We start from the raw sequence: 24495 nt of genomic DNA, 5'->3' as shown, positions 1-24495 counted from the left end.
AAGAGGGCCCGTGAGGGCGGTCGGTCACACCGCCCCGGAGGCGGTGCCGGCGCGGTACCCGAAGTCCGCGTCGTCGGCGGGCGGGGCGGCGGCCGCGGGCACGGAGCCGAGGGCCGTGCGCTCCGGCAGCAGCGCCAGTACCGCCTGCCGGTGGTACTCGCTCGTCGCGTCGTCGAACGGATCGGGCGTGGCGGGCACTTGGAGGCGGAGGACCGGGCCCGAGCCGAGCCGGGCGTAGCCGCGCCCCGGCGGGACCTGGTCGGCGGGCGTGGTCTCCGGGGGCGCGCCCAGGACGGCGCGCACGTCCTCCGGGCCGGAGGGCCCGAGCACGACGCGCGCCCGGGTATGGGCGCGTACCGGCTCGCTCAGCAGCTCCGCGCTCTCGAACTGGTCGGCGACGGCCACGGTGACGCTCGCGGCGCGCCCGTGGCGCAGCGGTACTTGGAGGAGGCGCTGCGGGTCGTCGCGGCCCTCGGCGGCGGCGAGGTGGGTCAGCGCGCTCGGCCGGTCGACGAGGACCCACAGGGGCTGGCGGATGTCGTCGGGGACGGGCAGTCCGGCCTGCCGCGCGCGGTTCGCGGCGATCAGCCGCCGCTCCGTCTCGTGCGCCGCCCACTCCAGCGTGGCCAGCGCGCTGGTCAGCCCGGACTCCACGCCGAGCACGCCGGGCCGCCCCAGCAGGAAGGCGAACTCGCCGGTCCCGCTGCCGTCGATCACCAGCACGTCACCGTGGCAGAGCGCCTGCAGGGCGACGGACCGCAGCAGGGTCGTGGTGCCGCTCCCGGGGCGCCCCAGGGCCAGCAGGTGGGACTCGGTGGAGCGCGGTCCGGTCCGCCAGACCACCGGCGGCACGTCCCGCGACTCGGCCTCCTCGGCCGCGCCCGACACCGGGACGGTGCGCTGGACCGCGCCCGCGTCGGTGAAGCCCAGCACGGTCTCGGTCGGCGTGGTCACGAAGCGCTGGGCCGCGATGTCGGTCGGCAGCGCGGGCAGCACGGTCAATACCAGTTGGTTGCCCTCCTGGTCCCACGCGAAGTGGTACTCCCGGCCGCGCCCCGACTTGGCGAGCAGTACCTGTTCGATGCGGACCCGGGACTGGGGCTCGGCATCGGTGAAGTAGACCGGGTACTTCAGGCGCAGCCGCGCGAGCCGCCCGTCCTCGTCGAACTCGTACTCGGTGAAGGCCGCGGTCCAGTCGCCGTCGTGCACGTACAGCGGGTTCGGGTCGCCCTCGAAGCTCAGGTACGGCACCAGCGCTTCGTACAGGGCGCGCAGCCGGCCGGTCTCGGCCTCGGTCGGCCCGGCGTCGGCGGGCGTCCGCTCCCGGCCCGCCCAAGCGGCCGCCGCCATCACCGAGATGAGGCCGAGCAGCGGTCCGTACGGCACGAGCGCCAGGGACACCAGGCAGACGGCCGTCGTGGCCAGCACCGGGCCGCGGCGCTCCCGCGGCGTCGCCGACCACCGCTGCCGGCCGGCCGCGAGCAGTCGGCGCAGGCCGCGGCCGATGACGAGCAGCGGGTGGAACACGTCGGAGGCGCTGTCGGCCGCGGTCCGCGCGAAGTCGCGGCCGCGGGTGAGGGGAGCGCTGTTGCTCAGGATGCTGGGCAGTGGACGCCGGGGCACGGAAGATCTCCTGGGGATGCGTGACGACTCGGCAGGACTCTCAGAGCGAGAGCCCCTTGAGCAGACCCGCGAGGCTCGCGCCGCCGGCCTTGATGCCCGGGGCGATGGCGGTGCCCGCGAGGTAGAAGCCGAACAGCGCGCAGACGATGGCGTGGGAGACCTTCAGTCCGTCCTTGCGGAAGAACAGGAACATGATGACGCCGAGCAGGACAACGCCGGAGATGGACAGGACCATGGGGGTTCTCTCCTGGGTGGTGGGGACGGTCACCATGAGTTCTTCCAGCCTCACAGCCCGTATCAAGCCCGGCAAAGCCGCAAATGGGTGATTTATCGTTGAAACCCCCCAATCGGGCCCCGTCGTAGCGCAATCTGCCCCGGAGTGTGCCTACAAGCGCCGTAGATGCCGGTCGCGCCCCTTGTGCGGCACTTCGGCGCGCAGGAATGTGGGCGCCATGGCCGTCACCGTGCGACCGCACTGCTCGAAGTGCTGCCCGGTCGTCCCCCCGAGGCCGGTCATCCCCCCGCGCCTGCCCACCTCCGTGTGGGTCGGCTTCGTCCTCGCCGCCGCGGCCCTCATCGGGAGCTGGGCCCTGATGATGTGGCTGTTCAGCAGCCTCTTCAGCTGATGGGCAGACCCGTCGCCGGGATGTCGATGTCCGACCAGGACACGGCCGTCCAACCGCTGGCCGGGGAGCCCTCCAGGACGACGACCGCGGTGTTCGGGAGGGGGTGCGCGATGGCGAAGTCCGCGTCCAGGTTGTTCGCGCGGGCGGCGGACCAGGTACGGATCGCCGCGCCATGGCTCACCACGGCGGCCGCCTCCACACCGGAAGCGGCGATCTCCTCGATCACCGCGTCGTAACGCGCCAGCATCTCCACGCCGTTCTCGCCGCCGGGCATCCGCAGCTCCGGCTTGCCCGCCGGCCAGGAGAACGCCACACGCTGGTACTGGTCGTTCGAGGCCGCGTCGCCGCGCATCTCCAGGTCGCCCGCGGCGATCTCGCGGACGCCGTCGCGGATCACCACGTCCAGTCCGCGGGCCTCGGCGAGCGGCGCCGCGGTGAGCTGCGTGCGCACGAGGGTGGAGGCGTAGAGCGCGTCGATCTTCTCGTCGGCCAGCCGCTCCGGGAGCGCGGCCGCCTGCTGCTCGCCCAGCTCGGTCAGGCCGGGTCCCGGGGCCGTGGTGTCCAGCAGGTGGCCGACGTTGGACGGGGTCTGACCGTGACGGATCAGCAGCAGGCGCATGGGAGAACTCCGGTCGGGGAGCGGACGGCGCCCCGCACGGCGCGTGTCCGTACTGGCGCGCCGCCCGTACGGCACGTACGTATATGGGCTATGCAAGCAATTTCAGGCTACCGGACGGCGGACCGCCGGCGCCGGGCCCGGCCGTGTGCTCACGCGGTGACGCCCGTCGCGCCGTCCGTCTGCTCGCGGAGGATGTCGGCGTGGCCGACGTGCCGGGCAGTCTCCTCGATGACATGCACATAGACCCAGCGCAACGAGATCTCACCGATCTGCGGATGCGGCACGACATGGTCCAGGGGGAACGGGGCGGCCACCGCGCGCGATCGCGCGCACGCCGCGTCGTACGCCGCCAGCAGCCCGTCGAGCGACTCCTCGGGCCCCACCTGCCAGCCGCCGTCGTGCCCGCCCGCCGCGGCTGCGTCGCCCGTGTCCCCCGCGGGCGATTCCGCACCGGTCAGCAGGTCGGGGAACCAGGACCGCTCCACCAGGGTCAGGTGCTTGACCAGCCCCGCGAGGGTGGTCTCCGAAGGGACGAGCCGGCGGCGCGCCGTGTCGTCGGCCAGGCCCCGCACCTTCCCCCGGAGCGTCGAGCGGTGGAAGTCCAGGAACGCCTCCAGGACTTCGCGTTCGCCGCCGGTGCGGACGAGCAGCGGTGCGGGCACGGCGTCGGGGGCGGTCGGTGTGGTCTCGGTCATGGAGCGAGTCTGCCGTACCGCCCGCGCACGGGATTACGCGGGGAGCGAGCACTGCCGCCCGAGCACATCGGGCGGTATAGGAACGAAATACATCCACAGGAACTGGCGCGGGCGCGCGACGGCGCGCGGACGGAACGGGGGCGGGCGGCGTGAGCGGACCCATCGGGGAACAGGTCGACGGCAGCAGACGGACCGGAGGCGGCCGGAGCGGCAGACGGGTGGGCGGCTGGACGCGGCTGCGACCGCTGGCCGGACTGCTGACGGCCGCCGCCGTCTCCCAGGCCGGCACCCGGGTATCCGCGATCGCACTGCCCTGGTTCGTCCTGGTCACCACGGGCAGCGCGGCACAGACCGGCCTGGTCGCGTTCTGCGAAATGGCGCCGTACGTCCTGATCAAGGCGCTGACCGGGCCGCTGGTCGACCGGGCGGGAGCCCGGGTGATCTCCTGGACGGCGGACGTGGTCAGCGCGGCGGTGGTCGCCGCGGTGCCGGCACTGCACGCCCTGGGCCTGCTGGACTTCTGGCTGCTGCTCGTCCTGGTCGCCGTGATCGGCGGCGCCCGCGGCCCCGGTGACCTGGCCAAAGAGGTCATGATCCCGGAGGCCGCCGCACGCTCGGCGATGGCCATCGAACGGGCCACCGGCCTCCTCGGCGTGGTCGAACGGCTCGCCGCCACGGTGGGCCCCGGCCTCGGCGGCGTACTGGTCGCCGTACTCGGGCCGCTGGCCGGCCTGCTCGTCAACGCGGCGACCTTCGCCCTCGGCTCGGTCCTCGTCGGCCTGGCCCTGCCGCGCGGCATGGGCGGCGCGGACGACGGTACGGGGACGGCGTACGGCGGGGACGCGGCCGCCTCCGGAGCCGCGGCCGCCGAGTCCGAAGCGGGCTACTGGCACCGGTTCGCCGAGGGCTTCACCTACCTGCGCGGCCAGCCGCTGCTGCTCATCATCATCTGCACCGTCGGCTTCACCAACTTCCTCGACGCGGCCCGCACCTCCGTGCTGATGCCGATCTGGGCCAGGGAATCCGGCCACGGCCCCTCCGCGATCGGCCTGACGGCGAGCGCGGCGGGCCTCACGGCGGTGGCCGGCAGCCTGGTCGCCGCGGTCGTCGCCCACCGGCTGCGCCGCCGGCCGGTCTTCTTCGCCGGCTTCCTGATCGCCGGCGCGCCCCAGTTCGTGATCCTGGCGGTGGACGTACCGGTATGGGCGGTGGTGGCCGTGTACGCGCTCTCCGGCTTCGGTTCCGGCTTCCTCAACCCGATCCTGGGCGCGGTCATCTGGGAGCGGATACCGCGCCGCCTCCTCGGCCGGGTCGGCGCGCTGGGCGACTCGCTGGCCTGGGCGGGCATCCCGCTCGGCGGCCTGCTCGCCGGCGCTGCGGTGGTCTGGGCGGGCCTGGTCCCCGTCCTCGCGGTGAGCGGCGCGGCGTACTTCCTCGCCACCAACCTGGCGGGGCTGCGCCACGAATGGCGGGAGCTGGACCGGGAGGCGGGGACGGGACCGGCGCCTCCCGAAACCCCGGCCGGGCCACCCGCGCCCTACCCGGACGGTCCATCCGGGCCGCACCCGGCGGACGGTCCGTCCGTGCCCCACCCCGACCGGCTGGAGAAGGCATAGCGCGCGGCACGCCGGGAATGCGGGCACCGGCGCGCTGGGCGGCCTCGGACGCGTACAGCCGTTACGTTCGGGGCACCACGTGAACCCCGCCGAACCGAAGGACCCGGAGGACCGACATGGCGAAGATCCTTTTCGTGCTGACCGGCGCCGACCACTGGACGCTGGCCGACGGCACCCGGCACCCCACCGGCTTCTGGGGCGAAGAGGTGACGGCCCCGTACGAAGCGTTCACCGGGGCCGGCCACGAGGTCGTGGTCGCCACGCCCGGCGGCGTGCTGCCCACCCTGGACCCGGCCAGCCTGGCCCCGGAGGTCAACGGCGGCCAGGAAGGCGCGGACGCGGTCGCCGCCACACTCCAGTCGATGGACCCGCTGCGCCGCCCGGTCAAGCTGGAGCAGGTCGACGTGGCCGGTTACGCGGCCGTCTTCTACCCCGGCGGCCACGGCCCGATGGAGGACCTCGCCACGAACGAGGACTCGGGCCGGCTGCTGACCGACGCGCTGGCCTCGGGCCGGCCGCTGGGCATCGTCTGCCACGGCCCGGCCGCGCTGCTGGCCACCCGCGGCCCCGACGGCACCTCGCCGTTCGCCGGCTACCGCCTCACCGCCTTCAGCAACGCCGAGGAGGCGCAAGCAGGCTTCGCCGACAAGGCGCCGTGGCTGCTCCAGGACCGGCTGGTGGAGCTCGGTACGGACTTCCGCGAGGGCGAGCCGTGGGCGCCGTACGTCCTCACCGACCGCAACCTCTTCACCGGCCAGAACCCGGCCTCCTCCGGCCCGCTCGCCGCGGAAATGATCAAGGCGCTGGGCTGAGAGCCGGGCGCCCTTCCCGTCCCGGCACGGACCGGCGTGGAATGAATGCTTCCGCGCCGACGCTGTGCATGGTCGATCGCACGCACCACCCTGAACGAATCGAGCACCGCATGACCGGCTCACCCGTCACCTCCGCCGAAGCCCCCGCAGCAGCAGCCGGGGCCGCCGAGGCCCCCGCCGACCTCGTCGCCCGGCTGCGTGCCACCTTCCGCGGCGGCCGCACCCGTTCCCTGGACTGGCGCGCGCAGCAGCTCTGGAAGCTCCGTACGCTGCTCACCGAACACCGCGCGGACCTCGCCGCCGCCCTCCACGCGGACCTGGGCAAGAGCGAGGCGGAGGCGTCCGGCGCCGAGGTGGACTTCCCGATCCGGGAGATCGACCACACCCTGGAGCACCTGGAGGAGTGGCTGCGGCCCAGGCCGGTCGCCCTGTCCGCCGAGGGTTTCCCGGCCGGCAGCACGGCGGGCACCCGGTACGATCCGCTCGGCGTCGTCCTGGTCATCGCACCCTGGAACTACCCCGCGCAGCTGCTGCTCGTCCCCCTCGCGGGCGCGCTCGCCGCGGGCAACACCGTCGTCGCCAAGCCCAGCGAGCTGGCCCCGGCCACCTCGGCCCTGCTGGCCCGGCTGCTGCCGGAGTACCTCGACAACGACGCGGTCGCCGTCGTCGAGGGCGGCGTACCGGAGACCACCGCTCTCCTCGCCCAGCGCTTCGACCACATCTTCTACACCGGCAACGGCACGGTCGGCCGGATCGTGATGCGCGCCGCCGCCGAGCACCTCACGCCCGTGACCCTCGAACTGGGCGGCAAGTCACCGGCGTTCGTGGACCGGGACGCGGACGTGACCCGGACGGCGCAGCGGCTGGCCCGCGCCAAGTTCCAGAACGCCGGCCAGACCTGTGTCGCGCCCGACTACGTCCTGACCGACCCGGAGACCTCCAAGGCCCTCCAAATCGCCCTCGCCGAGGCCATCGAGGAGCTGTACGGCCCCGACCCGGCGGCCTCGCCCGCGTACGGCCGGATCGTCAACCACCGCCACTTCGACCGCCTGACCGCCCTGCTCGACTCGGGCCGGACGGTCACCGGCGGCGCCCACGACCGGGCACAGAAGTACATCGCGCCGACCGTACTGGCCGATGTCGGTGCCCGCTCCCCGGTCATGCAGGAGGAGATCTTCGGCCCGGTGCTGCCGATCGTCGAGGTCGCGGACCTGGACGAGGCGATCGCGTTCATCAACGACCGCGACAAGCCGCTGGCCCTCTACGGCTTCACGGAGAACGAGGCCACGCGCCGCAGGCTGGCCACGGAAACCTCCTCGGGCGGCCTCGGCTTCGGTATGCCCATGGCCCACCTCCGCGTCCCCGACCTGCCCTTCGGGGGCGTCGGCGAGAGCGGCATGGGCGCCTACCACGGCCCGCACTCCATCGCCACGTTCAGCCACCGGAAGGCGATGCTGGACGTGCCCCTGACCTGACGCCACGTCACTTGCCGCGCGCCCGCTCCCGTTCCGCGACCTCGCGGAAGCCGTGGGGCGGGCGGCCGGTGAGGCGCTGGACGGCGTCGGTGGTGCGGTCCTCCGCGCCCCGGGCGATGGCGCGGTCCATGCCGGCCAGCAGCGCGGCGAACTCCGGCGGCACCTGCGCCGCGAGGCGATCGCACAGTTGGTCGTAGGTCAGCGCGTTGTGGACGACGGGCCGCCCGCTGACCTCCGTCATGATCGTGGCGATGTCGTCGTAGCTGAGCGCCTCCGGTCCGGTGAGGATCGGATCGGTGTTGGGGGCGCTGTCGTCGGTCAGGGCGCGCACGGCGACGGCGGCGATGTCGTCGGCGTCGACGAAGCCGACCCGCCCGTTCCCGGCGGCGGTCAGCAGGGTGCCGCTCTCCCGGATGCTGACGGCGTGGGCATGCGAGCCGGTGAAGTTCTGCATGAACCACGACGGCCGCAGCACGGCCCACTCGTCGAACAGACCGGGCAGCGCCTGGTGCACGGCCCCCACCGCCGGGCCGCCCTCGGGGATGGCCGAGGAGCTGAGCAGTACCGCGCGGCGTACGCCGGCGGCGCGCGCCTGCCGGAGGAAGGGCAGCATGACGGCCGCCGGGTCGGAGTCGCCCACGGGCGGTACGAGGTAGAGGCGGTCGGCGCCGTCGAGCGCCGCACCGTGCGTGGCCGGGTCGTACCAGTCGAAGCGGACCGGCTCCGCGCCCCGGACCGGGGTGGCACGGCGGCTCGCGGCCTTGACGCGGTGGCCCGCGGCGATGAGCTGCGCGGCGGTACGGCCGCCGGTGGTGCCGGTGGCGCCGGTGACCAGGGTGGTGCCGGGGGCAGCCGTCGGGTGCTCCGTGCTCATCGGGTGTTCCGTGGTCATCGGGTGCTCCCCGCGAAGTCGGCGCCGGGTTCGAGCACGGCGAGTGGGTTCCAGTAGTCGCGGTAGGAGGTGATGCGTCCCTCCCGGACGGTCACGACGGCGATGTACGTCATGTCGAAGGGCCTGCCGGTCTCCACCAGGCGGCCCACGCCGCGCATTTCGACCACGATGGTCTCCGGGTCCTCGGTCCGGTGGATCCGCAGGTCGGGGAAGTCGTGCAGGTCGATGTGGTCGGGGTAGTGGCGCATGTAGTCGGCGACGGCCGCCTTCCCCTCCAGGCGCCGGGGCCACCCCTCGGGCGCGAAGGGGAATTCCATGACGCCGTCCTCGGCCCACAGGCCGGTCCAGGCGGGAATGTCCTTGTCGAGCAGCAGGCGCAGGCTGTGGCGGTACAGCTCGGTCGGTGAGGTGTGTACGGGCATGGGTGTCCTCTCGTCCCTTAGAATGCGGACCCGGGGTCCGCTTCTACAAGATACGGACCCGTGGTCCGCTTTGTAAAGGAGGAGCCGCGTGCCCGAGCGCAGAGCCCGTAAGGACGCAGTCCGCAACCGGGCGGCCGTCTTCGCCGCCGCCGACACCCTGTTCACCGACTGCGAGAGCCCCGACGACGTCACCATGGCCGACATCGCGGCAGCGGCCGGCGTCGGCAAGGGCACGCTCTTCCGTGCCTTCGGCGACCGCGCCGGCCTGATCAGGGCGCTGTACGCGGCGCGGCTCGAACCGGTCGAGGAGGCCGTCGAGGCCGGCCCGCCGCCACTGGGGCCCGGCACCCCGCCGCTGCAGCGGGTGCCGGCCCTGCTCGACGCCCTCCTCTGCTTCAAGCTCGACAACCGCCACCTCGCCCTGGCCCTGGAGGGATCCGGCAGCGGCAGCCCGTACCGGGCAGCGCACTACGAGCGCTGGCACACCCTGCTGCGGACCATGCTGGAGGGGCTGCCAGGGCTGCCCGACAGCGGATTTGCCGCCCATGCGCTGCTCGCCGCCGTCCGCGCCGACCTCGTCGAGCACCTGGCGGGCGAGGAGCGCGTGCCGCGCGAGGTGATGCGGTCACAACTGGCGGACTGCACTGCTGCGTTCATCGGGTCACCGCGTGATCCGGAGTGACGCGCTTCGGGGTTACCGTGACCGGCATGCCCAGTGACGCCAGTGTTCTGCCGGGCGGTGTCGTCATGCGGCCGGCCGCCGCCACCGACGCCGAAGCGCTGCTCGCGGCGTATCTGCACAACCGCGAGCACCTGCGCCCCTGGGACTCGTTGCGGGAGGCGGACTTTTTCACGATCGAGGGCCAACGTGCCCGTCTGATGGGGCAGTTGGCGGAGCGGGAAGCCGGCCGGTTGCTGCTGTGGGTGCTGACGGACGGCCCCCGGATCGTCGGCGTGATCACCTTGTCCGGCATCCGTCACGGCCCGTCCTGCAGCGGGAACCTCGGTTACTGGATCGACGTCGACCACGCCGGGAAGGGGCTGGCGAGCGCGGCCGTCGAGGCGGTCGCCCGGTACGCGGACGAGGAGGCCGGGCTGCACCGCCTCGAAGCGGGCACGTTGCTGCACAACGCCGGCTCGCAGCGCGTCCTGGAGAAGTGCGGCTTCGAGCCCTACGGCGTCGCGCCGCGGTACCTCCACATCAACGGCGAGTGGCAGGACATGCGGCTCTTCCAGCGCATCCTGAACGACCGCCCGCCCGCCGGTGCATGACCGCCCGCGCACCGGTATCTGAGTGCCCGGCGCCCGGGGTCAGCGGCGCAGCCGTACCCGGTAGGAGTACTGCTCGGGCAGGAAGTAGCTGATGGCCAGCTCGACGCGGCGGCCCTCGGAGGTCGTGTAGAGGCGGTCGATGCGCAGCAGCGGGTGGTGCGGCTCGCACGCCAGCTCCTCCGCGACGGCGTCCGGCGCCGGCGCGACCGTGATGGACTGCTCGGCCTCCGTGATCGGCGAGTCCAGCCGGTCGTCCAGCAGGCCGATGATGGTGAACGTGGAGCGCGCGCCGGTCTCGGTGAGCTGGCCGACGCCCGCCAGCGTCTCGCCGACGTCCGGCGGCAGCCACACCGTGGTGTGACAGAACGGGACATCGTCGTGGAACCGGCGGAAGGCGAGGGTGTGCACCATGTCGCTGTCCAGCCGCAGCCGCCCGGCCGCGTCGATGTCCACGCGCCGCCGCAGCGGGCTGGACAACTGCATGGTGGTGTCCAGGGACAGCCCCATCAGGTCGTCCACCGAGCCGAACCTGCGGAGATACCGGCCGTCACGCGGCGCGGCGAACGTACCGCGCCCGGGGACGCGGTACACCAGGCCCTCGGCGACCAGGTCATGGAAGGCGCGGCGCACAGTCTGCCGGCTGACCTGGTACGTCTCGGCCAGCTCGGCCTCGGTCGGCAGCCGCACCCCCTTGGGGTACCGGTCGCCCGCGAGATCCGTGCGCAGGTCGTCCGCAAGCTGCTGGTACGCGGACCGCCCACGGACCGGCTTGTTCGCCGCCATCACATCCTCGTCGCCGTTCGGACAGATCGGTGGTTCAGGTGGTCCGGACAGGCCGGACAGGAAGGAACCGCCAGCTTATCGGCCGCGGAACGGGCGGGTCACCTGCGGGGACGGCCGCTGAGCCCCAGTGGGCCCGGCGCAGGCTCTCACCCGCCGCCCGCGCTCAGGATGCGGCGGGCCCGCTCCAGTACCGGGCGGTCCACCATCTGCCCGTCGACCACGGTGACCGCCTCGCCCGCCGCCAGCACTCGCCGCGCCCAGTCCTGTTCGGCCGCCGAAGGAGTGAACCCTTCGTGTACGGCGTCGAGTTGACGCGGGTGGATGCAGAGCTTGCCGGCGAAGCCCAGTCTTCGCGCGTGCGCGACGTCCGACGGCAGCGGTCCGTCGGCCGAGAGATCGGCGGTGACGCCGTCGAGCGGCGGCGCGAGCCTGGCCGCCGCCGAGGCACAGACCACCCGCGAGCGCGCGTACGCCAGCGCCTGGTGGTCGTCGGGGTCCACGCCGAGCTGCGCCGCCAGGTCGATGTTGCCGAAGGCGGCCCGGACGAGGTTCGGTGCGCGGCACAGCGCGGCGGCGTTCTCCACCCCGGCCGCGGTCTCGATCAGCGCCAGTACCGGGCTGCGGCCGCCCGTACGGCAGGCGATGGACGTAAGGACGGCGGGGTCCTCGGCCTTGGGCAGCATGACGGGCGCGCCGTGCGCCGCCGCCATCGCCAGATCGGCCTCGAACCACTCGGTGCCGTGCGCGTTGATCCGCACCACCGCCCGCGCGCCGCCCGCGAGCCACAGGGCCACGTCGTCCCGCGCGGCGTCCTTCCCGTCCGGCGCGACCGCGTCCTCCAGGTCCACGATCACCCCGTCAGCGCCCGCGGCGGCCGCCTTGGTGAACCGGTCGGCGCGGTGCCCGGGGACGAAGAGCAGGCTGCGCGCCGCGGCGAGCGCCTGCGCGTACGAGGGTGCCTCGGTGCCGGTCATGCGAAGGTCACCTCCGCCGTGGCGTGCTCCGCCGCGCGCGGCCCGGCGACCGAGAGCCGCACGCCCGACGCGGCGCCGTCCTCGTACGGTGTGCCGCAGGACAGCAGGCGCTCGCCGCAGAACGCCGGGGTGCGCAGCCGGTAGGAGAGGGTGCGGACGGTGCGCCCGGGCGCGCGGCGGCGGACCAGCTCCAGCATCTGCAGGACGAGCAGCGGGCCGTGCACGACCAGGCCCGGGTAGCCCTCGACCCCGGTGACGTAGGGCTCGTCGTAGTGGATGCGGTGTGCGTTGGCGGTCAGCGCGCTGACGCGGAAGAGGACGGCCGGGTCGGTGGTCCACGGAAGCTGCCACGGCGCGTCGCTGTGCGGCTCGGCATCGGGGTCGAGGGTGAGCCGGTCCGGTACGGGCGCGTCGCCGCCGCTGCGGTAGACGATGTCCTGCTCCTCGGCGACCCGCATTTCGCCGTCCTGGCGGAACTCGCTGCGTACGGTGACGAACAGCAGCCCGCCGGTACGGCCCCGCTTCGCCTGCACCTTCGCCACCCGGCTGGTCTGCTCGGCGGGGCGGCCCACGGTCAGCGGCGTACGGACCTCCAGGCGGCCGCCCGCGAACATCCGGCGCCGCTCGGGCAGCGGCGGCAGGAAGTGGCCGTCGCGCAGGTGCCCGTCCGGGCCCAGCTCGCTCTGCCGGGCCCAGGTCAGGAAGTGCAGCCAGTGCCACAGCGGCGGCAGCGGCTGCCCGGCGGCGGCCACCGGCTCCGGCAGGTCCAGTACGGCGGAGAGCGCGGCGACCGGGGCCGGGGCGAGGGGGTCGGTGGCGCTGGTGTCGGCCGGGTGCCACGTGCGTGCGGTCTCTTCGAGGATGCTGAAGTCGGCGGGGGCGCCGGACATGGGGACTCCTGTCTGTGCGAGGTGCGGGGCGGGTCAGTGGGCGGCCGTCGGGCTGGGGGAGCCGGGGCGTACCGGATCCTCCTGCGGCGGCCGGCCGTGCAGCTCCTCCAGTGCCCGGCCCCGCGTGTCGATGCCGAAGAACGCGACGGTGAGGGTGGCGATCAGCCAGGCGCCGGCGACGAAGGCGAAGACGCCCACGTAACCGAGCTGCGGCGCGGTGTAAACGGCGGCGATGACCAACGGCGCGACGATGTTGGCGGCCCGGCCGGCGCCGTTGCCGAGGCCGGAGCCCGCGGTGCGCAGCGCGGTGGGGAAGTGCTCGGGGGTGTAGGAGTACAGCACGGCGATGTACGCCTGGCTGAGCGCGGCGACCAGGACGCCGAAGACCATGACGGCCCCGGTGCTGGTGCTGAGCCCGTAACCGAGGCCGACGGCGGCGACGATCAGGCCGAGCGCCACGGCGAGGTGCTTGCGCGAGAAGCGGTCGATGAACGGGGTGGCGAGGAACGCGCCGGGCACCGCGCCGATGGTGGTGATCGCCGACATGGTCATCGACCGGGCGAAGTCCTGGCCGCGGTCGGCCAGCAGGGTCGGCACCCAGGACTGGAAACCATAGAAACCGGTCAGCGCGAAGGCCCAGACGACCATCATGACGACGGAGTTCCGCCGCTGGCCGGGCGCGAAGAGATCGCGGAAGCGGGCCTTGGGCCGGTCCGCGGCGGCCGGCTCGGACGGCTGGTCCTGCTCCTGCCCGCCGCGGAAATCCGGTACGAAGCGCCGCACCGTCTCGGCTGCCTCCGCGGCCCGGCCCCGGGAGAGCAGCCAGCGCGGCGACTCCGGGAGCCGCAGGACGAACGGGAGGAGCAGGAAGCCGAGTGCCCCGGCGACGAAGAGCCAGCGCCAGGCCGCCGGGTGGGAGACGGTGATCCCGCGGGCGGTGAAGGCGACCAGCGGGATGCCGACGAGGCCGACGCCGAGCGTGACGGCCTGGAAGCGGCCGCGGTGGGTGGCCGGGGTGACCTCGGAGAGGTAGGAGATCGCGATGGCGGTCATCGCGCCGAGGCCGAAGCCGGTGAGCGCGCGGGCGGTGGCCATCGGGCCGGGCGTGGAGACCACGGCGTTGAGCAGTGAGGCGGCCGAGAAGACGGCGACGGCGGCGGACATGCCGAGGCGGCGGCCGAGCAGGTCGGCTGCGCGGCCGCCCAGGACGGCGCCCACCGCCATGCCGGCGAAGCTCATGGCGGTCACCAGGGCCACGTCCTGGACGGTGAAACCGTGCACGGCGCGGATCGCGGGGGCCGCGAAGGCGAAGGTGTTCAGATCGGCGAGGTCGAACAGGAACATCGCGCTGACGATCAGGAGCACTCTGCGGTGCGTCCGGCCGATCGGCGCCCCGCTCAGCGCGGCGAGGGCGGGGGATGGGGTCGTCACTGACCTACCTCCAGAGGGGTCCCAGAAACGGGCGGCCATTTAGCGCGGTCATGTACGGCATCGCTACGTACAAAGTGACTCCACGCATGGCGTCGGCATTCTGTGGCCCGGCTCACGGCGGTGTCAAGGGCCTGGCACTCCGGCGTGGGCAGGGGATTTCCGGACCCGCCCGGCACCGTTGACACGGCGATCATTTGGCCGTACAAATCTGCGGCAGAGGAGCCGCCGGCCGGACCGCCGGCGGCCGCCGCATCACGGAGGGGACCGCATGACCGCCGCCCGAGCCCTCGCCCAGTGGGCCCACGACCACCGGGCAGACCCCGACGACCTGGCACTCGCCGGCCGCGCGCTGGCCGACACCGTCGCCGTCGCCCTGGCCGCCCGCGCCCACCCGCTGCAGCCGATCACAGCACCGCTCCCGGACGCCGCCCGCTGGGCGGCCATGGCCCACGTGCTGGACTTCGACGACCTGCACATCGAGAGCACCACCCACATCTCCGTGGTCACCGTCCCGGCCGTGCTCGCCACCGGCGGCGACGCGCGCGCCTACCTCGCGGGCGCCGGCGTCATGGCCCGGCTCGGCGCGATGCTCGGCTGGGACCACTACGCGAGCGGCTGGCACGCCACCTGCACCGCGGGCGCCCCGGCCGCCGCCATCGCGGCCGGCGTCGCCCTCGGCCTCGGCCCCGAGCAGCTCGCCACCGCCATGGCGCTCGCCGTGCCCGCGGCCGGCGGCGTCCAGGAGGCGTTCGGTACACACAGCAAATCCCTGCAGGTGGGCTTCGCCGCGGACGCCGGCGTACGGGCCGCGCGACTCGCACAGGCGGGCGCCACCGCCGACCCGCGCGCCCTGGACGCCTGGCTGACACGCGTCGGCGGCACCCCTGCCACCGAGATCCCCGCGGCCCCGGCCGTCCCCGGCGGCCTCGCGATCAAGATGTACCCCTGCTGCTACGCCATGCAGCGGCCGATCGCCGCGCTCCGCGAGATCCGCGACAAGGCGGACGGCGAACTCACGGGCGTCACTGTCACCACTCCAGCGGGCACCGTCCACCCCCTCCTCCACGACCGGCCCGCCACCGGCCTGGAGGGCAAGTTCTCCATGCCGTACGCCGTCGCCACCGCACTCCTCGACGCCTATCCCGGCTTCGACAGCTTCACCGACGAGGCCGTGAACCGCCCCGAGGCACAGCGGCTCATCGGCCGGGTCACCGTCGACCGGCGGCCCGGCGAAACCACCACCCTCCTCGACGGCGAGGTCGCCCTCCGCCTCGACTTCGCCGACGGCACCGCCCTGCACTCCGCACTGGCCCTGCCACCCGGCTCCCCGCAGCGCCCACCCACCGACGACGAACTGCGCGCCAAGTTCGCCGCCTGCGGCCCCGACGTACCGGACCTGCTCGCGGGCATCACGTGGGAGGGGGCCGCCGAGCTGATGCGGACGGCGTTCCCCGCCACCACCGGCCGTACGGACAAGGAGTCCTGATGCAGGATCAGCAACGCCCCCTCGAAGGCATCACAGTCGTCAGCATCGAGCAGGCCGTGGCCGCCCCCTTCGCCACCCGCCAGCTCGCCGACCTCGGCGCCCGCGTCATCAAGATCGAGCGCCCCGGCGACGGCGACTTCGCCCGCCGCTACGACACCACCGTGCACGGCCACTCCAGCTATTTCGTCTGGCTCAACCGCTCCAAGGAAAGCCTCACCCTGGACCTCAAGGACGAACGCGGCCGCGACATACTGCACCAACTCCTCGCCGACGCCGATGTGTTCGTACAGAACCTCGCACCCGGCGCCGCCGACCGCCTCGGCCTCGGCACCGACGCGCTCACCGCCCGCTACCCGCGGCTGATCCCCTGCACCGTCTCCGGCTACGGCACCAGCGGCCCATGGGCCGACCGCAAAGCGTACGACCTGCTCGTCCAGTGCCAGACCGGACTGGTCTCACTCACCGGCAGCGCCGACGAGGCCGCCCGCGTCGGCGTGTCCGTCGCCGACATCTCCGCAGGGATGTACGCCTACAGCGGCATTCTGACGGCGCTTTTCGCGCGCGCCACGACCGGTGTCGTCCGGCCCGTGGAGGTCTCGCTCTTCGAGGCGCTCGCGGAGTGGATGAGCCAGCCCGCCTACTACACCCGGCACAGCGGCAGCCAGCCGCCGCGCGTCGGCACCCAGCACGCCACCATCGCCCCGTACGGCGCCTACACCGCCGCCGACGGCAAGGACGTGCTCTTCTCCATCCAGAACGAACGCGAATGGGCCGCGCTGTGCCGGGAGTTCCTCGGCCGGCCCGAGCTGACCGACGACCCGCGGTTCGCCACCGGCTCCGACCGCGTCACCCACCGCGACGAGCTCAACGCGATCGTCGCCGAGCGCTTCGCCCGCTCCGACGCCGCGGACATCATGAAGGTCCTGGAGGAGATCGGCGTCGCCAACGCCGGGGTCAACTCCGTCGCCGAATTCCTGGACCACCCCGTCCTCGAAGGCCGCGACCGCTGGCGCGAGGTCGCCGTCCCCGGCGCCACCGTGCAGGCCCTCCTCCCGCCCGCCGACCTCGCCGGACTCACCGCCCGCATGGACCCCGTACCGGCCGTCGGCGAACACACCGACGCCATCCTCACCGCACTCGGCCGCACACCCGACGACCTCGCAGCCCTCCGCGCCGCCGCCGTCATCTGACCGGACCCACCGAAGGAATCCCGCATGAGCACCCTGGACACCCTCCCCGAGGACGAGCGGTTCGTCGTCGAGACCGTGCACGACTTCGTCAACAAGGACGTCAAGCCCGTCGTACAGGAGCTGGAGCACGCCAACACCTACCCCGAAGCGCTCATCGAGAAGATGAAGGCGCTCGGCATCTACGGGCTCGCCATCCCCGAGGAGTACGGCGGCACCAAGGTCTCCACACCCTGCTACGTCCTGGTCACCGAGGAGCTCGCGCGCGGCTGGATGAGCCTGGCCGGCGCGATGGGCGGCCACACCGTCGTCGCCAAGCTGCTGCTGCACTTCGGCACCGAGGAGCAGAAGCAGCGGTACCTGCCGAAGCTGGCCACCGGCGAGATCCGCGCGACCATGGCGCTCACCGAGCCGGGCGGCGGCTCCGACCTCCAGGCCATGCTCACCAACGCCCGTAAGGACGAACAGGGTTACCTCGTCAACGGCTCCAAGACCTGGATCACCAATGCCCGCCGCTCCGGGCTGATCGCCCTGCTCTGCAAGACCGACCCGGACGCCACCCCGGCCCACAAGGGAATCTCGATCCTCCTCGTCGAGCACGGCCCGGGCCTCACCGTCTCCCGCGACCTGCCCAAGCTCGGCTACAAGGGCGTCGAGAGCTGCGAGCTGTCCTTCGACGACTACCGCGCCGCGCCCGACGCCGTGCTCGGCGGCGTCGAGGGTAAGGGCTTCGCCCAGATGATGAAGGGCCTGGAGACCGGCCGCCTCCAGGTGGCAGCGCGTGCGCTGGGCGTCGGGCGGGCCGCCCTGGAGGACTCCCTCGCCTACGCCCAGGAGCGCGAGTCCTTCGGCAAGCCCATCTGGAAGCACCAGTCCGTCGGCAACCACCTCGCCGACATGGCCACCAAGCTGACCGCCGCCCGGCAGCTCACCCTGCACGCCGCGCGCGAGGCGGACGCGGACCGCCGGGTCGACATGGAAGCCGGCATGGCCAAGCTCTTCGCCTCCGAGACGGCGATGGAGATCGCCCTCAACGCCGTCCGCATTCACGGCGGTTACGGCTACTCCACGGAGTACGACGTCGAACGGTACTTCCGTGACGCGCCGCTGATGATCGTCGGCGAAGGCACCAACGAAATCCAACGCAACGTCATCGCCGCACAGCTCGTCAAGCGCGGCGGACTGGACTGATCAGCCCGTCCCGGGCCCGCTCTCCAGCGCTTCCAGCTCGGTGAGAGACTCGGTCAGCCACTGGACCCAGAAACTCTCCTGAGCGATGCCGGCACGCAGCACGAGATGCTGCAGCCGGTCCGCCTCCGCCGTCTTCTCCGGCGGAAAATCGCGCGCCTCGATCTCGTGGTACTCCGCCAACTGCGCCTCATGCAGCGCGAGATGGCGGCGGAACTCCGCCGTCAGGCCGGTCGCGCCGACCACGGCAGCGGCCCGCAGCCGCAGCAGCAGCGGGTCGCGCATGGCCCGGGGGTCCTGCCGCTCCGCCACCCACGCGGTGAGCGCCTCCCGGCCGGCCGGCAGCACCTCGTACTCCCGCTTCTGGCCGCGCGAGGGCTGCGCCTGCGGCAGGGCGTGGATCAGCCCCGACTCCTCCAGCTTGCGCAGGTCCCGGTAGATCTGCTGGTGGGTGGCGGACCAGAAGTACCGGATGGACCGGTCGAACCGCCGCGTCAGCTCCAGCCCCGACGACGGCTTCTCCAGCAGGGCCGTGAGGATCGCGTGCGGGAGGGACATGGCGGTGCCTTCCTGGGTGGCGGTCGTGCGCTGCCGGGCGTGGGTACCGGCGGCCGTACGCGGCCCCCGGTACCCACGATCCTAAGCCGCCCTCAGATGTCCGCCGCCAGTCGCGTGCCCTGCAGAATCGCGCGCTTGGCGTCCAGCTCCGCGGCCACATCGGCGCCGCCGACGACGTGCGCGGTGTGCCCGGCCGCCACCAGCGCGTCGTACAGCTCGCGACGCGGCTCCTGGCCCGCGCACAGCACGATCGTGTCCGCCGCGAGCACGGACTTCTCGCCGCCGACGGTGACGTGCAGCCCCTCGTCGTCGATGCGCTCGTACGTGGCACCCGGCGTCATCGTCACGCCCCGGTGCCGCAGCTCCGTGCGGTGGATCCAGCCCGTCGTCTTGCCCAGCCCCGCGCCGACCTTGCCGGTCTTGCGCTGCAGGAGATGGACCGTGCGCGCCGCGGGCGCCCGCACCGGCGCCTTGAGCCCGCCACGGTCCTCGTACGAGGTGTCCACACCCCACTGCGCGAAGAACGCCGCCGGGTCCAGGCTCGCCTGCTCCCCGCCGTCCGTCAGGAACTCCGCCACGTCGAAGCCGATGCCACCGGCGCCGACGATCGCCACCGTCCGCCCGGCCTCGACCCGGCCGGTCAGCACGTCAAGGTAGCTGACGACGCTGGGGTGGTCGACGCCGGGGATGTCCGGGGTGCGCGGGGTGACACCGGCCGCGATCACAATCTCGTCGTACCCGCCCGCGCCCAGCTCCTCGGCACTCACGGCCGCGCCCAGCCGCACCTCGACCTTCAGCTCCTCCAGCCGCGTACGGAAGTACCGCAGCGTCTCGTTGAACTCCTCCTTGCCCGGGATACGGCGGGCGACGTTGAGCTGGCCGCCTATCTCACCGGCGGCGTCGAACAGCGTCACGCCGTGCCCGCGCTCGGCCGCGGAGACCGCGAACGCCAGGCCCGCCGGGCCCGCGCCGACCACCGCGAGCTCCTTGCGGCGCCGGGTCGGGGAGAGGCTCAGCTCGGTCTCGTGGCAGGCACGCGGGTTGACCAGGCAGGAGGTGAGCTGCCCGGAGAAGATGTGGTCCAGGCACGCCTGGTTGCAGCCGATGCAGGTGTTGATGGCGTCCGCGCGGTTCTCGCGGGCCTTGGCCACGAAGTCGGGGTCGGCGAGGAACGGCCGGGCCATCGACACCATGTCGGCCCGCCCCTCGGCGAGCACCCGCTCGGCCACCTCCGGGGTGTTGATGCGGTTGGTGGTGATCAGCGGGATCTTCACCGCGCCCATGACCTTCTCGGTCACCCAGGAGAACGCGCCACGCGGTACCGAGGTCGCGATGGTCGGGATCCGCGCCTCGTGCCAGCCGATGCCGGTGTTGATGATCGTGGCACCGGCAGCTTCGACCTCCTGGGCGAGCTGTACGACCTCGTCGTACGTCGAGCCGCCGGGCACCAGGTCCAGCATCGACAGCCGGTAGATCAGGATGAAGTCCGGACCGACCCGCTCGCGCGTACGCCGCACGATCTCGACGGGGAAGCGGATGCGGTTCTCGTAACTGCCGCCCCAGCGGTCGGTGCGCTGGTTGGTCGGCGCGGCGATGAACTCGTTGATGAGGTAGCCCTCCGAGCCCATGATCTCCACGCCGTCGTACCCGGCCTGCTGCGCGAGCGCGGCGGCCCGCACGTAGTCCTCGATGGTCTGCTCGACCTCGTCGTCGGTGAGCTCGTGCGGGGTGAAGGGGTTGATGGGCGCCTGGATCGCGCTGGGTGCCACCAGCTTCTCGCTGAAGGCGTATCGCCCGGTGTGCAGGATCTGCATGGCGATCTTCCCGCCCTCGCGGTGCACCGCCTCGGTCACCTGCGCGTGCTCGGCGGCCTCCGCCTCGGTGGTGAGCTTGGCGCCGCCGTCCATCGTGCAGCCCGCCTCGTTGGGGGCGACGCCGCCGGTGACGATGAGGCCGACGCCGCCGCGCGCCCGCTCCGCGTAGAAGGCGGCCATCCGCTCGAAGCCACCGGGCGCCTCCTCCAGGCCGAGGTGCATCGAGCCCATCAGGACCCGGTTGGGCAGGGTGATGAACCCAAGATCCAGCGGGCTCAGCAGGTGGGGATACAGGCTCATCCGAAGTCTCCTCGCGCGCACAGTGCCGACGAGCTTCGTTTGTAGTCCAGCGGAACCGCTTTTGCAACATGTTGCATAAGCGGCGTCGGTCACGTGGGAGAAGGGGCTGTGGGTAAGCGGCGTCGGTCACCCGAGAGGGCCTGTGGATAACTCGGGGAGGGGTGGTGGGAGGGGCTAGCTTCGGGGGTGTGCGGTGGTGGCGGGGGAGGGGGTCCCACTCACTGGTTGGGGAGAGGGAGGGGCCCTGCCCAGAACCAAGGCGGGCCCCTCAGCCCGCCGGCCGAAGCTGGATCTTGCGCCCCACCCCCCGCCGGAACGTCTCCAGCGCCGTACCGAACTCGTCCAGCCCGTACGAGTGCGTGAGCATTGTCGCGGCGTCCAGCGCGCCCTTGCCCATCAGCTCCACGGCCCGCCCGAAGCTGTGCACCACCGCCATCGAGCCGACCACGGTGATCTCATCGTTGTAGATCCGGAACGGCGAGATTTTCGCCATCGCGTCCGACGGTGCCACGCCGAACTGCTGGAACGTGCCGCCGCGCCGCACCCGCGTGAGCGCGTCCTCGATCACCGGCACCACACCCGTGCAGTCGATGACGATCTCCCAGCCCTGCGGCCGGTCCAGCGCGTCCGCGCCGGTGGCCACCGCGTCGGCGCCGAGCTGTTCGGCCACCTTCAGCCGCTCGGTGTTGATGTCCACGACCGACACGGAGGCCGCCCCGGCCCGCCGCGCGAGCTGCAGCATCATCAGGCCCATCGTGCCCGCGCCATAGATCAGGTAGTGCGCGCCCAGGTCCCGCGGCAGTACGTCGAAGGCGTGCACCGCGCAGGACAGCGGCTCGATCAGCGTGCCCTGCGCGAGGTCCACGCTCTCCGGCAGGCGGTAGCAGTTGGCCGCCGGCACCTTCACGTACTGCGCCATCGCGCCGTCCACGGTGTCGCCGATCGCACCCCAGCGCTCGCAGAGATTGCCGCGCCCGATACTGCAGAAGTGACAGGACCCGCAGAACAGCGACGGGTCGACCGCGACCCGGTCGCCCGCGCGCACCCCGCCCACCTCCGCGCCGAGCGCCACGACCTCGCCGGTGAACTCGTGGCCGGGCACGATCGGGTAAGGCGTCGGCGCGAACTCGCCCTGCACGATGTGCAGATCGGTACCGCAGATGCCGACCGCGGCGACCTTGACGACGACCTCGCCGGGGCCCGGCGTCGGATCGGCGACCGTCTCGACGGAGAAGGAGCCGGGGGTCCGGATGACGACGGCACGCATGGCGTACTGCCTTTCTCTCAGGAGTGATTGACGGCCTGTCAGTCAGGACTGACGGACGGTGCGACCACGTGGACCGGTACGCCCAGCCGCTCGATGGCCGCGATCTGCTCCGCCGGCGTCGCGGTGTCGGTGACCACCAGGTCGTACCCGGACGCGTCGCCGTACCCATGGGTGGCGGTCCGCCCGAACTTGGTGTGGTCCACGGCCAGCGCGCTGCGCTCCGCCGCCTCCCGCATGGCCTCCTTCAGGTCGGCCCACTCCTGGACCGGGTGGAAGAGGCGGCCGCGGTCGACGGCGGTGGGGGAGGAGAAGGCGAGGGTGGCGCGGATGCGCGAGAGGTGGCGGAGGGTGTCCGTACCGGCGCACGCCTCGAAGTCGGGCCGGTAGCGGCCGCCGAGCAGGATGACGTCCGTACCGGACGTGCCCGCCGCGCTGACCAGGGAGGCGACGCGCAGGGAGTTGGTGACGACGGTCAGCCCTTCGATGCGGCCGAGCCTGCGGGCGAGCGGGAAGAGTGTCGAGCCGCAGTCCATCAGCACCGTGTCACCCGGACTGACCTCCCGCACCAGCAGCTCGGCGAACGCCTCCTTCGCCTCGGTCTGTTGGTACTCGCGGAAGCGGGTCGCGGTCTCCATGGTGACCTCGGGCAGCGCGACGGCCATGCCGCGGCGCTTCTCCAGCAGCTTCCGGGACTCCAGATTTGCCAGGTCGCGGTGCACCGTCATGGCGCTGACCTGGAGATTTTCGGCGAGTACGGCGATCCGTACGGCGCCTTCTTCGATGACCTGCCGCAGCACCCGGCGGCGGCGCTGCTCGACCTCGGCTTCGGAACCACGACTCTGCATCACGGCTGACCTCCGCGGAACATCACACAGTTTCCGTGATGTTTTTGCAAGAGTGTGTGACCTACGCATTTCCAGGCGGTCTTGCCCCGGGCCCGTTCCGGCCCGACGCTGAACGCAACGTCCGGCGCCGAGGCGCCGGCGAGACGACATCACAACGACGGCAGGAGGGGAACGTGCCACAGCCGGCACCGCAAGGACCGCCGCCCGGCCCCGCCACGGGGAGCCCCGACCCCGAAGTGGCCGAGGTGGTCTACCTGGTAGGGGCGGAACTGAACGCATCCGGCAAGGCCCGGCTGGCCGCCTTCGAGGCCGCCCTCGTCGAGTCGGGCATGGAGAACCTGGACCACGGCGACCTCGACTCGGTCGGCGTGTTCCAGCAGCGCCCCAGCATGGACTGGGGCACCGCCGAGCAGTGCATGAATGTCAACTACGCGGCGCACCGGTTCTTCGAGCGGGCCATCGAGGAGGACGCGGAGGACTCGGACCTCACAGCGGGTCAGCTCGCCCAGCGGGTCCAGGCGTCCGCCCATCCCGAGCGTTACGACGCGCGGGAGGAGGAAGCCCGGCAGCTCATCGAGGCGACCCGCGACGCGCTGGACTGACGGCCACGGGCCTGTGGCTCCGGCACATGCCCGTGCCACGGTCACGGTCCGTGACGGAATTCTTCGGTCGGTTTCGATCGGCGGGCCCTGCCGCGGACCTCACCGCGCCATCATGGGGGCCGTGAGCCGGTGCATCCGGTGAGTTGTCTGAAGGGAGGCGGCCGGGATGCTCGTGAAAGCCCCGACCGACAGGCGCGTACGGATCGAGAGGTGGCCGGTCCCCGCCGGCTCGCCCACCCTGGCGAAGCTGGCCGTGGTGGGCACCCTCGATGATGACAGTGCGTCAGGGCTGTGCGACGCCACCGCGGCGGTCATGGCGGGCGGCAAGCGCCATCTCCGGCTGGACCTCTCCGGCGTCACCTCGTGCGACACCGCCGGTCTCTACACCCTCCTCGGGGTGCAGAGCGCGCTGCGCTCCATGGGCGGCGGCCTGGTGCTGCTCCGCCCCAGCCTCCCCGTCCACGCGGGGCTCAGGGCCGCCCGCCTGCACCTCAGGCTCGTCATCGCGCCGCCCGGCTCCGTGATGTAACGGCCCTGCGCAGCTCTGCGTTGTCTTCCGAAGCCCTGCGCAGCCTGTGCGCAGTCCCGCTCAGCCGACCGCGTCCGCCGGCGGCAGGAGCGGGCCGCACGCCCAGCGCTGGAAGACCAGCCGGGTCTCGACCCTGGCCACTTCGCGCCGGGCGGTGAACTCGTCCAGCACCAGCCGCTGCAGGGCGGCCGCGTCCGGCACGGCGACATGGACGAGGTAGTCCTCGGGCCCGGTGAGGTGGAAGAGGGAGAGCGCCTCGGGCAGCGAGCGGATGCGCTCGACGAAGGGGCCGACCAGCTCGCGGCGGTGCGGCCGTACTTGTACGGACAGCAGTGCCTGCAGCCCGCGGCCCAGTTTGGCGGGGTCCAGGCGCAGTTCGTGTCCCAGGATCACGCCGCTGCGGCGCAGTCGGGTCACCCGGTCCAGACAGGTCGACGGCGCGACGCCGACCGCCGCGGCCAGGTCGCGGTATGTGGTCCGGGCGTCGTTCTGCAGCAGGCGTAATATCTCCAGATCCACCGGATCGAGACGCACAGAGTCGGCCATGTACCGAACGTAACACGGAAGTTGACCATCCGGTCAGGGCCCC

General features: G+C 72.7%; 26 protein-coding genes. 11 read left to right on the top strand and 15 right to left on the bottom strand.

The window, feature by feature from the left end:
* Positions 1-24: 24 nt before the first annotated feature.
* Both IG84_RS0121555 and IG84_RS0121550 read right to left on the bottom strand, forming a co-directional pair.
* Positions 25-1623 (bottom strand): hypothetical protein, encoded by a 1599-nt coding sequence (locus IG84_RS0121555; protein WP_078649158.1) that lies wholly within the window; start codon positions 1621-1623, stop codon positions 25-27.
* Positions 1624-1663: 40 nt separating this feature from the next.
* Complete coding sequence (locus tag IG84_RS0121550; protein WP_030261424.1) at positions 1664-1858, bottom strand: hypothetical protein; 195 nt, start codon at positions 1856-1858, stop codon at positions 1664-1666.
* A 217-nt stretch (positions 1859-2075) separates the two neighbouring features.
* On the opposite strand from IG84_RS0121550, the gene IG84_RS41225 reads away from it, so the two are divergent.
* Positions 2076-2249, top strand: coding sequence for a hypothetical protein (locus IG84_RS41225; RefSeq protein ID WP_157848926.1), 174 nt, complete (start codon positions 2076-2078; stop codon positions 2247-2249).
* Here IG84_RS41225 and IG84_RS0121540 read toward each other — a convergent pair.
* On the bottom strand, positions 2242-2868 hold the full coding sequence (locus IG84_RS0121540; protein ID WP_031059600.1) for a histidine phosphatase family protein: 627 nt from the start codon (positions 2866-2868) through the stop codon (positions 2242-2244). The genes IG84_RS41225 and IG84_RS0121540 overlap by 8 nt on opposite strands.
* A 149-nt stretch (positions 2869-3017) precedes the next feature.
* Positions 3018-3563: a DinB family protein gene (locus tag IG84_RS0121535; protein ID WP_051862151.1), complete on the bottom strand. Its 546-nt coding sequence runs from the start codon at positions 3561-3563 to the stop codon at positions 3018-3020.
* A 218-nt stretch (positions 3564-3781) separates the two neighbouring features.
* Here IG84_RS0121535 and IG84_RS0121530 point away from each other — a divergent pair, with 218 nt between their 5' ends.
* From IG84_RS0121530 to IG84_RS0121520, 3 genes are all read left to right on the top strand, one after another.
* The gene (locus tag IG84_RS0121530) at positions 3782-5179 is read left to right on the top strand and encodes an MFS transporter (protein ID WP_063761829.1); all 1398 of its coding nucleotides are present in this window, start codon (positions 3782-3784) and stop codon (positions 5177-5179) included.
* A 116-nt stretch (positions 5180-5295) separates the two neighbouring features.
* On the top strand, positions 5296-5991 hold the full coding sequence (locus IG84_RS0121525) for a type 1 glutamine amidotransferase domain-containing protein (RefSeq protein ID WP_031059592.1): 696 nt from the start codon (positions 5296-5298) through the stop codon (positions 5989-5991).
* A gap of 110 nt (positions 5992-6101) precedes the next feature.
* Complete coding sequence (locus IG84_RS0121520) at positions 6102-7466, top strand: aldehyde dehydrogenase family protein (protein WP_037800706.1); 1365 nt, start codon at positions 6102-6104, stop codon at positions 7464-7466.
* Positions 7467-7473: 7 nt separating this feature from the next.
* On the opposite strand, the gene IG84_RS0121515 is transcribed toward IG84_RS0121520, so the two are convergent.
* Complete coding sequence (locus tag IG84_RS0121515; protein ID WP_245659479.1) at positions 7474-8358, bottom strand: NAD(P)H-binding protein; 885 nt, start codon at positions 8356-8358, stop codon at positions 7474-7476.
* Positions 8355-8780: a nuclear transport factor 2 family protein gene (locus IG84_RS0121510; RefSeq protein ID WP_031059582.1), complete on the bottom strand. Its 426-nt coding sequence runs from the start codon at positions 8778-8780 to the stop codon at positions 8355-8357. The genes IG84_RS0121515 and IG84_RS0121510 overlap by 4 nt, the downstream gene beginning before the upstream one ends.
* Positions 8781-8868: 88 nt before the next feature.
* On the opposite strand from IG84_RS0121510, the gene IG84_RS0121505 reads away from it, so the two are divergent.
* Positions 8869-9462: a TetR/AcrR family transcriptional regulator gene (locus IG84_RS0121505; protein ID WP_031059579.1), complete on the top strand. Its 594-nt coding sequence runs from the start codon at positions 8869-8871 to the stop codon at positions 9460-9462.
* Between the two features lie 26 nt (positions 9463-9488).
* Positions 9489-10052 carry a GNAT family N-acetyltransferase gene (locus IG84_RS0121500; RefSeq protein WP_031059576.1) on the top strand — a complete coding sequence of 188 codons (564 nt, stop codon included), beginning with the start codon at positions 9489-9491 and terminating at the stop codon, positions 10050-10052.
* Positions 10053-10091: 39 nt separating this feature from the next.
* Here the strand turns inward: IG84_RS0121500 and IG84_RS0121495 are convergent, their stop codons facing one another.
* The 4 genes from IG84_RS0121495 to IG84_RS0121480 form a co-directional block, all read right to left on the bottom strand.
* The gene (locus tag IG84_RS0121495) at positions 10092-10835 is read right to left on the bottom strand and encodes a GntR family transcriptional regulator (RefSeq protein WP_031059572.1); all 744 of its coding nucleotides are present in this window, start codon (positions 10833-10835) and stop codon (positions 10092-10094) included.
* Between the two features lie 146 nt (positions 10836-10981).
* Positions 10982-11809 (bottom strand): HpcH/HpaI aldolase/citrate lyase family protein, encoded by an 828-nt coding sequence (locus tag IG84_RS0121490; protein WP_031059569.1) that lies wholly within the window; start codon positions 11807-11809, stop codon positions 10982-10984.
* On the bottom strand, positions 11806-12699 hold the full coding sequence (locus IG84_RS0121485; protein ID WP_031059565.1) for an HTD2 family dehydratase: 894 nt from the start codon (positions 12697-12699) through the stop codon (positions 11806-11808). The genes IG84_RS0121490 and IG84_RS0121485 overlap by 4 nt, the downstream gene beginning before the upstream one ends.
* A 33-nt stretch (positions 12700-12732) precedes the next feature.
* Complete coding sequence (locus IG84_RS0121480) at positions 12733-14130, bottom strand: MFS transporter (RefSeq protein ID WP_051862145.1); 1398 nt, start codon at positions 14128-14130, stop codon at positions 12733-12735.
* A gap of 268 nt (positions 14131-14398) precedes the next feature.
* Here IG84_RS0121480 and IG84_RS0121475 point away from each other — a divergent pair, with 268 nt between their 5' ends.
* Genes IG84_RS0121475 through IG84_RS0121465 form a run of 3 tightly spaced genes read left to right on the top strand, consistent with a single transcriptional unit; the run spans position 14399 to position 17994 of the window.
* Positions 14399-15616 carry an MmgE/PrpD family protein gene (locus IG84_RS0121475; protein WP_037800705.1) on the top strand — a complete coding sequence of 406 codons (1218 nt, stop codon included), beginning with the start codon at positions 14399-14401 and terminating at the stop codon, positions 15614-15616.
* A complete protein-coding gene (locus IG84_RS0121470; RefSeq protein WP_031059549.1) occupies positions 15616-16806 on the top strand; it encodes a CaiB/BaiF CoA transferase family protein in 1191 nt (396 codons plus the stop codon). The genes IG84_RS0121475 and IG84_RS0121470 overlap by 1 nt, the downstream gene beginning before the upstream one ends.
* Before the next feature lie 24 nt (positions 16807-16830).
* Entirely contained in the window at positions 16831-17994 is a 1164-nt protein-coding gene (locus IG84_RS0121465) for an acyl-CoA dehydrogenase family protein (RefSeq protein WP_031059547.1), read from the top strand.
* On the opposite strand, the gene IG84_RS0121460 is transcribed toward IG84_RS0121465, so the two are convergent.
* From IG84_RS0121460 to IG84_RS0121445, 4 genes are all read right to left on the bottom strand, one after another.
* Positions 17995-18549: a PadR family transcriptional regulator gene (locus tag IG84_RS0121460; RefSeq protein WP_031059545.1), complete on the bottom strand. Its 555-nt coding sequence runs from the start codon at positions 18547-18549 to the stop codon at positions 17995-17997. It lies immediately after the preceding gene.
* 92 nt (positions 18550-18641) lie between these two features.
* The gene (locus tag IG84_RS0121455) at positions 18642-20663 is read right to left on the bottom strand and encodes an oxidoreductase (RefSeq protein WP_031059543.1); all 2022 of its coding nucleotides are present in this window, start codon (positions 20661-20663) and stop codon (positions 18642-18644) included.
* Between the two features lie 268 nt (positions 20664-20931).
* Positions 20932-21930: a zinc-dependent alcohol dehydrogenase family protein gene (locus IG84_RS0121450; protein WP_031059542.1), complete on the bottom strand. Its 999-nt coding sequence runs from the start codon at positions 21928-21930 to the stop codon at positions 20932-20934.
* Positions 21931-21968: 38 nt separating this feature from the next.
* On the bottom strand, positions 21969-22775 hold the full coding sequence (locus IG84_RS0121445; RefSeq protein ID WP_031059541.1) for a DeoR/GlpR family DNA-binding transcription regulator: 807 nt from the start codon (positions 22773-22775) through the stop codon (positions 21969-21971).
* 173 nt (positions 22776-22948) lie between these two features.
* Between IG84_RS0121445 and IG84_RS0121440 the strand changes: the two genes are divergently transcribed.
* The gene (locus IG84_RS0121440) at positions 22949-23377 is read left to right on the top strand and encodes a hypothetical protein (RefSeq protein ID WP_157848925.1); all 429 of its coding nucleotides are present in this window, start codon (positions 22949-22951) and stop codon (positions 23375-23377) included.
* A gap of 166 nt (positions 23378-23543) precedes the next feature.
* Positions 23544-23906, top strand: coding sequence for an STAS domain-containing protein (locus IG84_RS0121435; protein ID WP_031059535.1), 363 nt, complete (start codon positions 23544-23546; stop codon positions 23904-23906).
* 60 nt (positions 23907-23966) lie between these two features.
* On the opposite strand, the gene IG84_RS0121430 is transcribed toward IG84_RS0121435, so the two are convergent.
* Positions 23967-24452, bottom strand: coding sequence for an Lrp/AsnC family transcriptional regulator (locus tag IG84_RS0121430; RefSeq protein WP_031059532.1), 486 nt, complete (start codon positions 24450-24452; stop codon positions 23967-23969).
* Positions 24453-24495: the final 43 nt, after the last annotated feature.

The organism is Streptomyces ochraceiscleroticus (assembly GCF_000720485.1).
GTDB classification, from domain to species: Bacteria; Actinomycetota; Actinomycetes; order Streptomycetales; family Streptomycetaceae; genus Streptomyces; species Streptomyces ochraceiscleroticus.
Note: the sequence above shows the minus strand (reverse complement) of the source record. Positions and strands in the feature narration are given on the sequence as shown.

What these genes read in the sequence shown, in the direction of transcription:
- IG84_RS0121550 (WP_030261424.1), bottom strand. Translation starts at nt 1,858, where the DNA reads ATGGTCCTGTCCATCTCCGGCGTTGTCCTGCTCGGCGTCATCATGTTC.
- IG84_RS41225 (WP_157848926.1), top strand. Translation starts at nt 2,076, where the DNA reads ATGGCCGTCACCGTGCGACCGCACTGCTCGAAGTGCTGCCCGGTCGTC.
- IG84_RS0121540 (WP_031059600.1), bottom strand. Translation starts at nt 2,868, where the DNA reads ATGCGCCTGCTGCTGATCCGTCACGGTCAGACCCCGTCCAACGTCGGC.
- IG84_RS0121535 (WP_051862151.1), bottom strand. Translation starts at nt 3,563, where the DNA reads ATGACCGAGACCACACCGACCGCCCCCGACGCCGTGCCCGCACCGCTG.
- IG84_RS0121525 (WP_031059592.1), top strand. Translation starts at nt 5,296, where the DNA reads ATGGCGAAGATCCTTTTCGTGCTGACCGGCGCCGACCACTGGACGCTG.
- IG84_RS0121520 (WP_037800706.1), top strand. Translation starts at nt 6,102, where the DNA reads ATGACCGGCTCACCCGTCACCTCCGCCGAAGCCCCCGCAGCAGCAGCC.
- IG84_RS0121515 (WP_245659479.1), bottom strand. Translation starts at nt 8,358, where the DNA reads ATGACCACGGAACACCCGATGAGCACGGAGCACCCGACGGCTGCCCCC.
- IG84_RS0121510 (WP_031059582.1), bottom strand. Translation starts at nt 8,780, where the DNA reads ATGCCCGTACACACCTCACCGACCGAGCTGTACCGCCACAGCCTGCGC.
- IG84_RS0121500 (WP_031059576.1), top strand. Translation starts at nt 9,489, where the DNA reads ATGCCCAGTGACGCCAGTGTTCTGCCGGGCGGTGTCGTCATGCGGCCG.
- IG84_RS0121495 (WP_031059572.1), bottom strand. Translation starts at nt 10,835, where the DNA reads ATGGCGGCGAACAAGCCGGTCCGTGGGCGGTCCGCGTACCAGCAGCTT.
- IG84_RS0121490 (WP_031059569.1), bottom strand. Translation starts at nt 11,809, where the DNA reads ATGACCGGCACCGAGGCACCCTCGTACGCGCAGGCGCTCGCCGCGGCG.
- IG84_RS0121485 (WP_031059565.1), bottom strand. Translation starts at nt 12,699, where the DNA reads ATGTCCGGCGCCCCCGCCGACTTCAGCATCCTCGAAGAGACCGCACGC.
- IG84_RS0121475 (WP_037800705.1), top strand. Translation starts at nt 14,399, where the DNA reads ATGACCGCCGCCCGAGCCCTCGCCCAGTGGGCCCACGACCACCGGGCA.
- IG84_RS0121470 (WP_031059549.1), top strand. Translation starts at nt 15,616, where the DNA reads ATGCAGGATCAGCAACGCCCCCTCGAAGGCATCACAGTCGTCAGCATC.
- IG84_RS0121465 (WP_031059547.1), top strand. Translation starts at nt 16,831, where the DNA reads ATGAGCACCCTGGACACCCTCCCCGAGGACGAGCGGTTCGTCGTCGAG.
- IG84_RS0121460 (WP_031059545.1), bottom strand. Translation starts at nt 18,549, where the DNA reads ATGTCCCTCCCGCACGCGATCCTCACGGCCCTGCTGGAGAAGCCGTCG.
- IG84_RS0121455 (WP_031059543.1), bottom strand. Translation starts at nt 20,663, where the DNA reads ATGAGCCTGTATCCCCACCTGCTGAGCCCGCTGGATCTTGGGTTCATC.
- IG84_RS0121450 (WP_031059542.1), bottom strand. Translation starts at nt 21,930, where the DNA reads ATGCGTGCCGTCGTCATCCGGACCCCCGGCTCCTTCTCCGTCGAGACG.
- IG84_RS0121445 (WP_031059541.1), bottom strand. Translation starts at nt 22,775, where the DNA reads ATGCAGAGTCGTGGTTCCGAAGCCGAGGTCGAGCAGCGCCGCCGCCGG.
- IG84_RS0121435 (WP_031059535.1), top strand. Translation starts at nt 23,544, where the DNA reads ATGCTCGTGAAAGCCCCGACCGACAGGCGCGTACGGATCGAGAGGTGG.
- IG84_RS0121430 (WP_031059532.1), bottom strand. Translation starts at nt 24,452, where the DNA reads ATGGCCGACTCTGTGCGTCTCGATCCGGTGGATCTGGAGATATTACGC.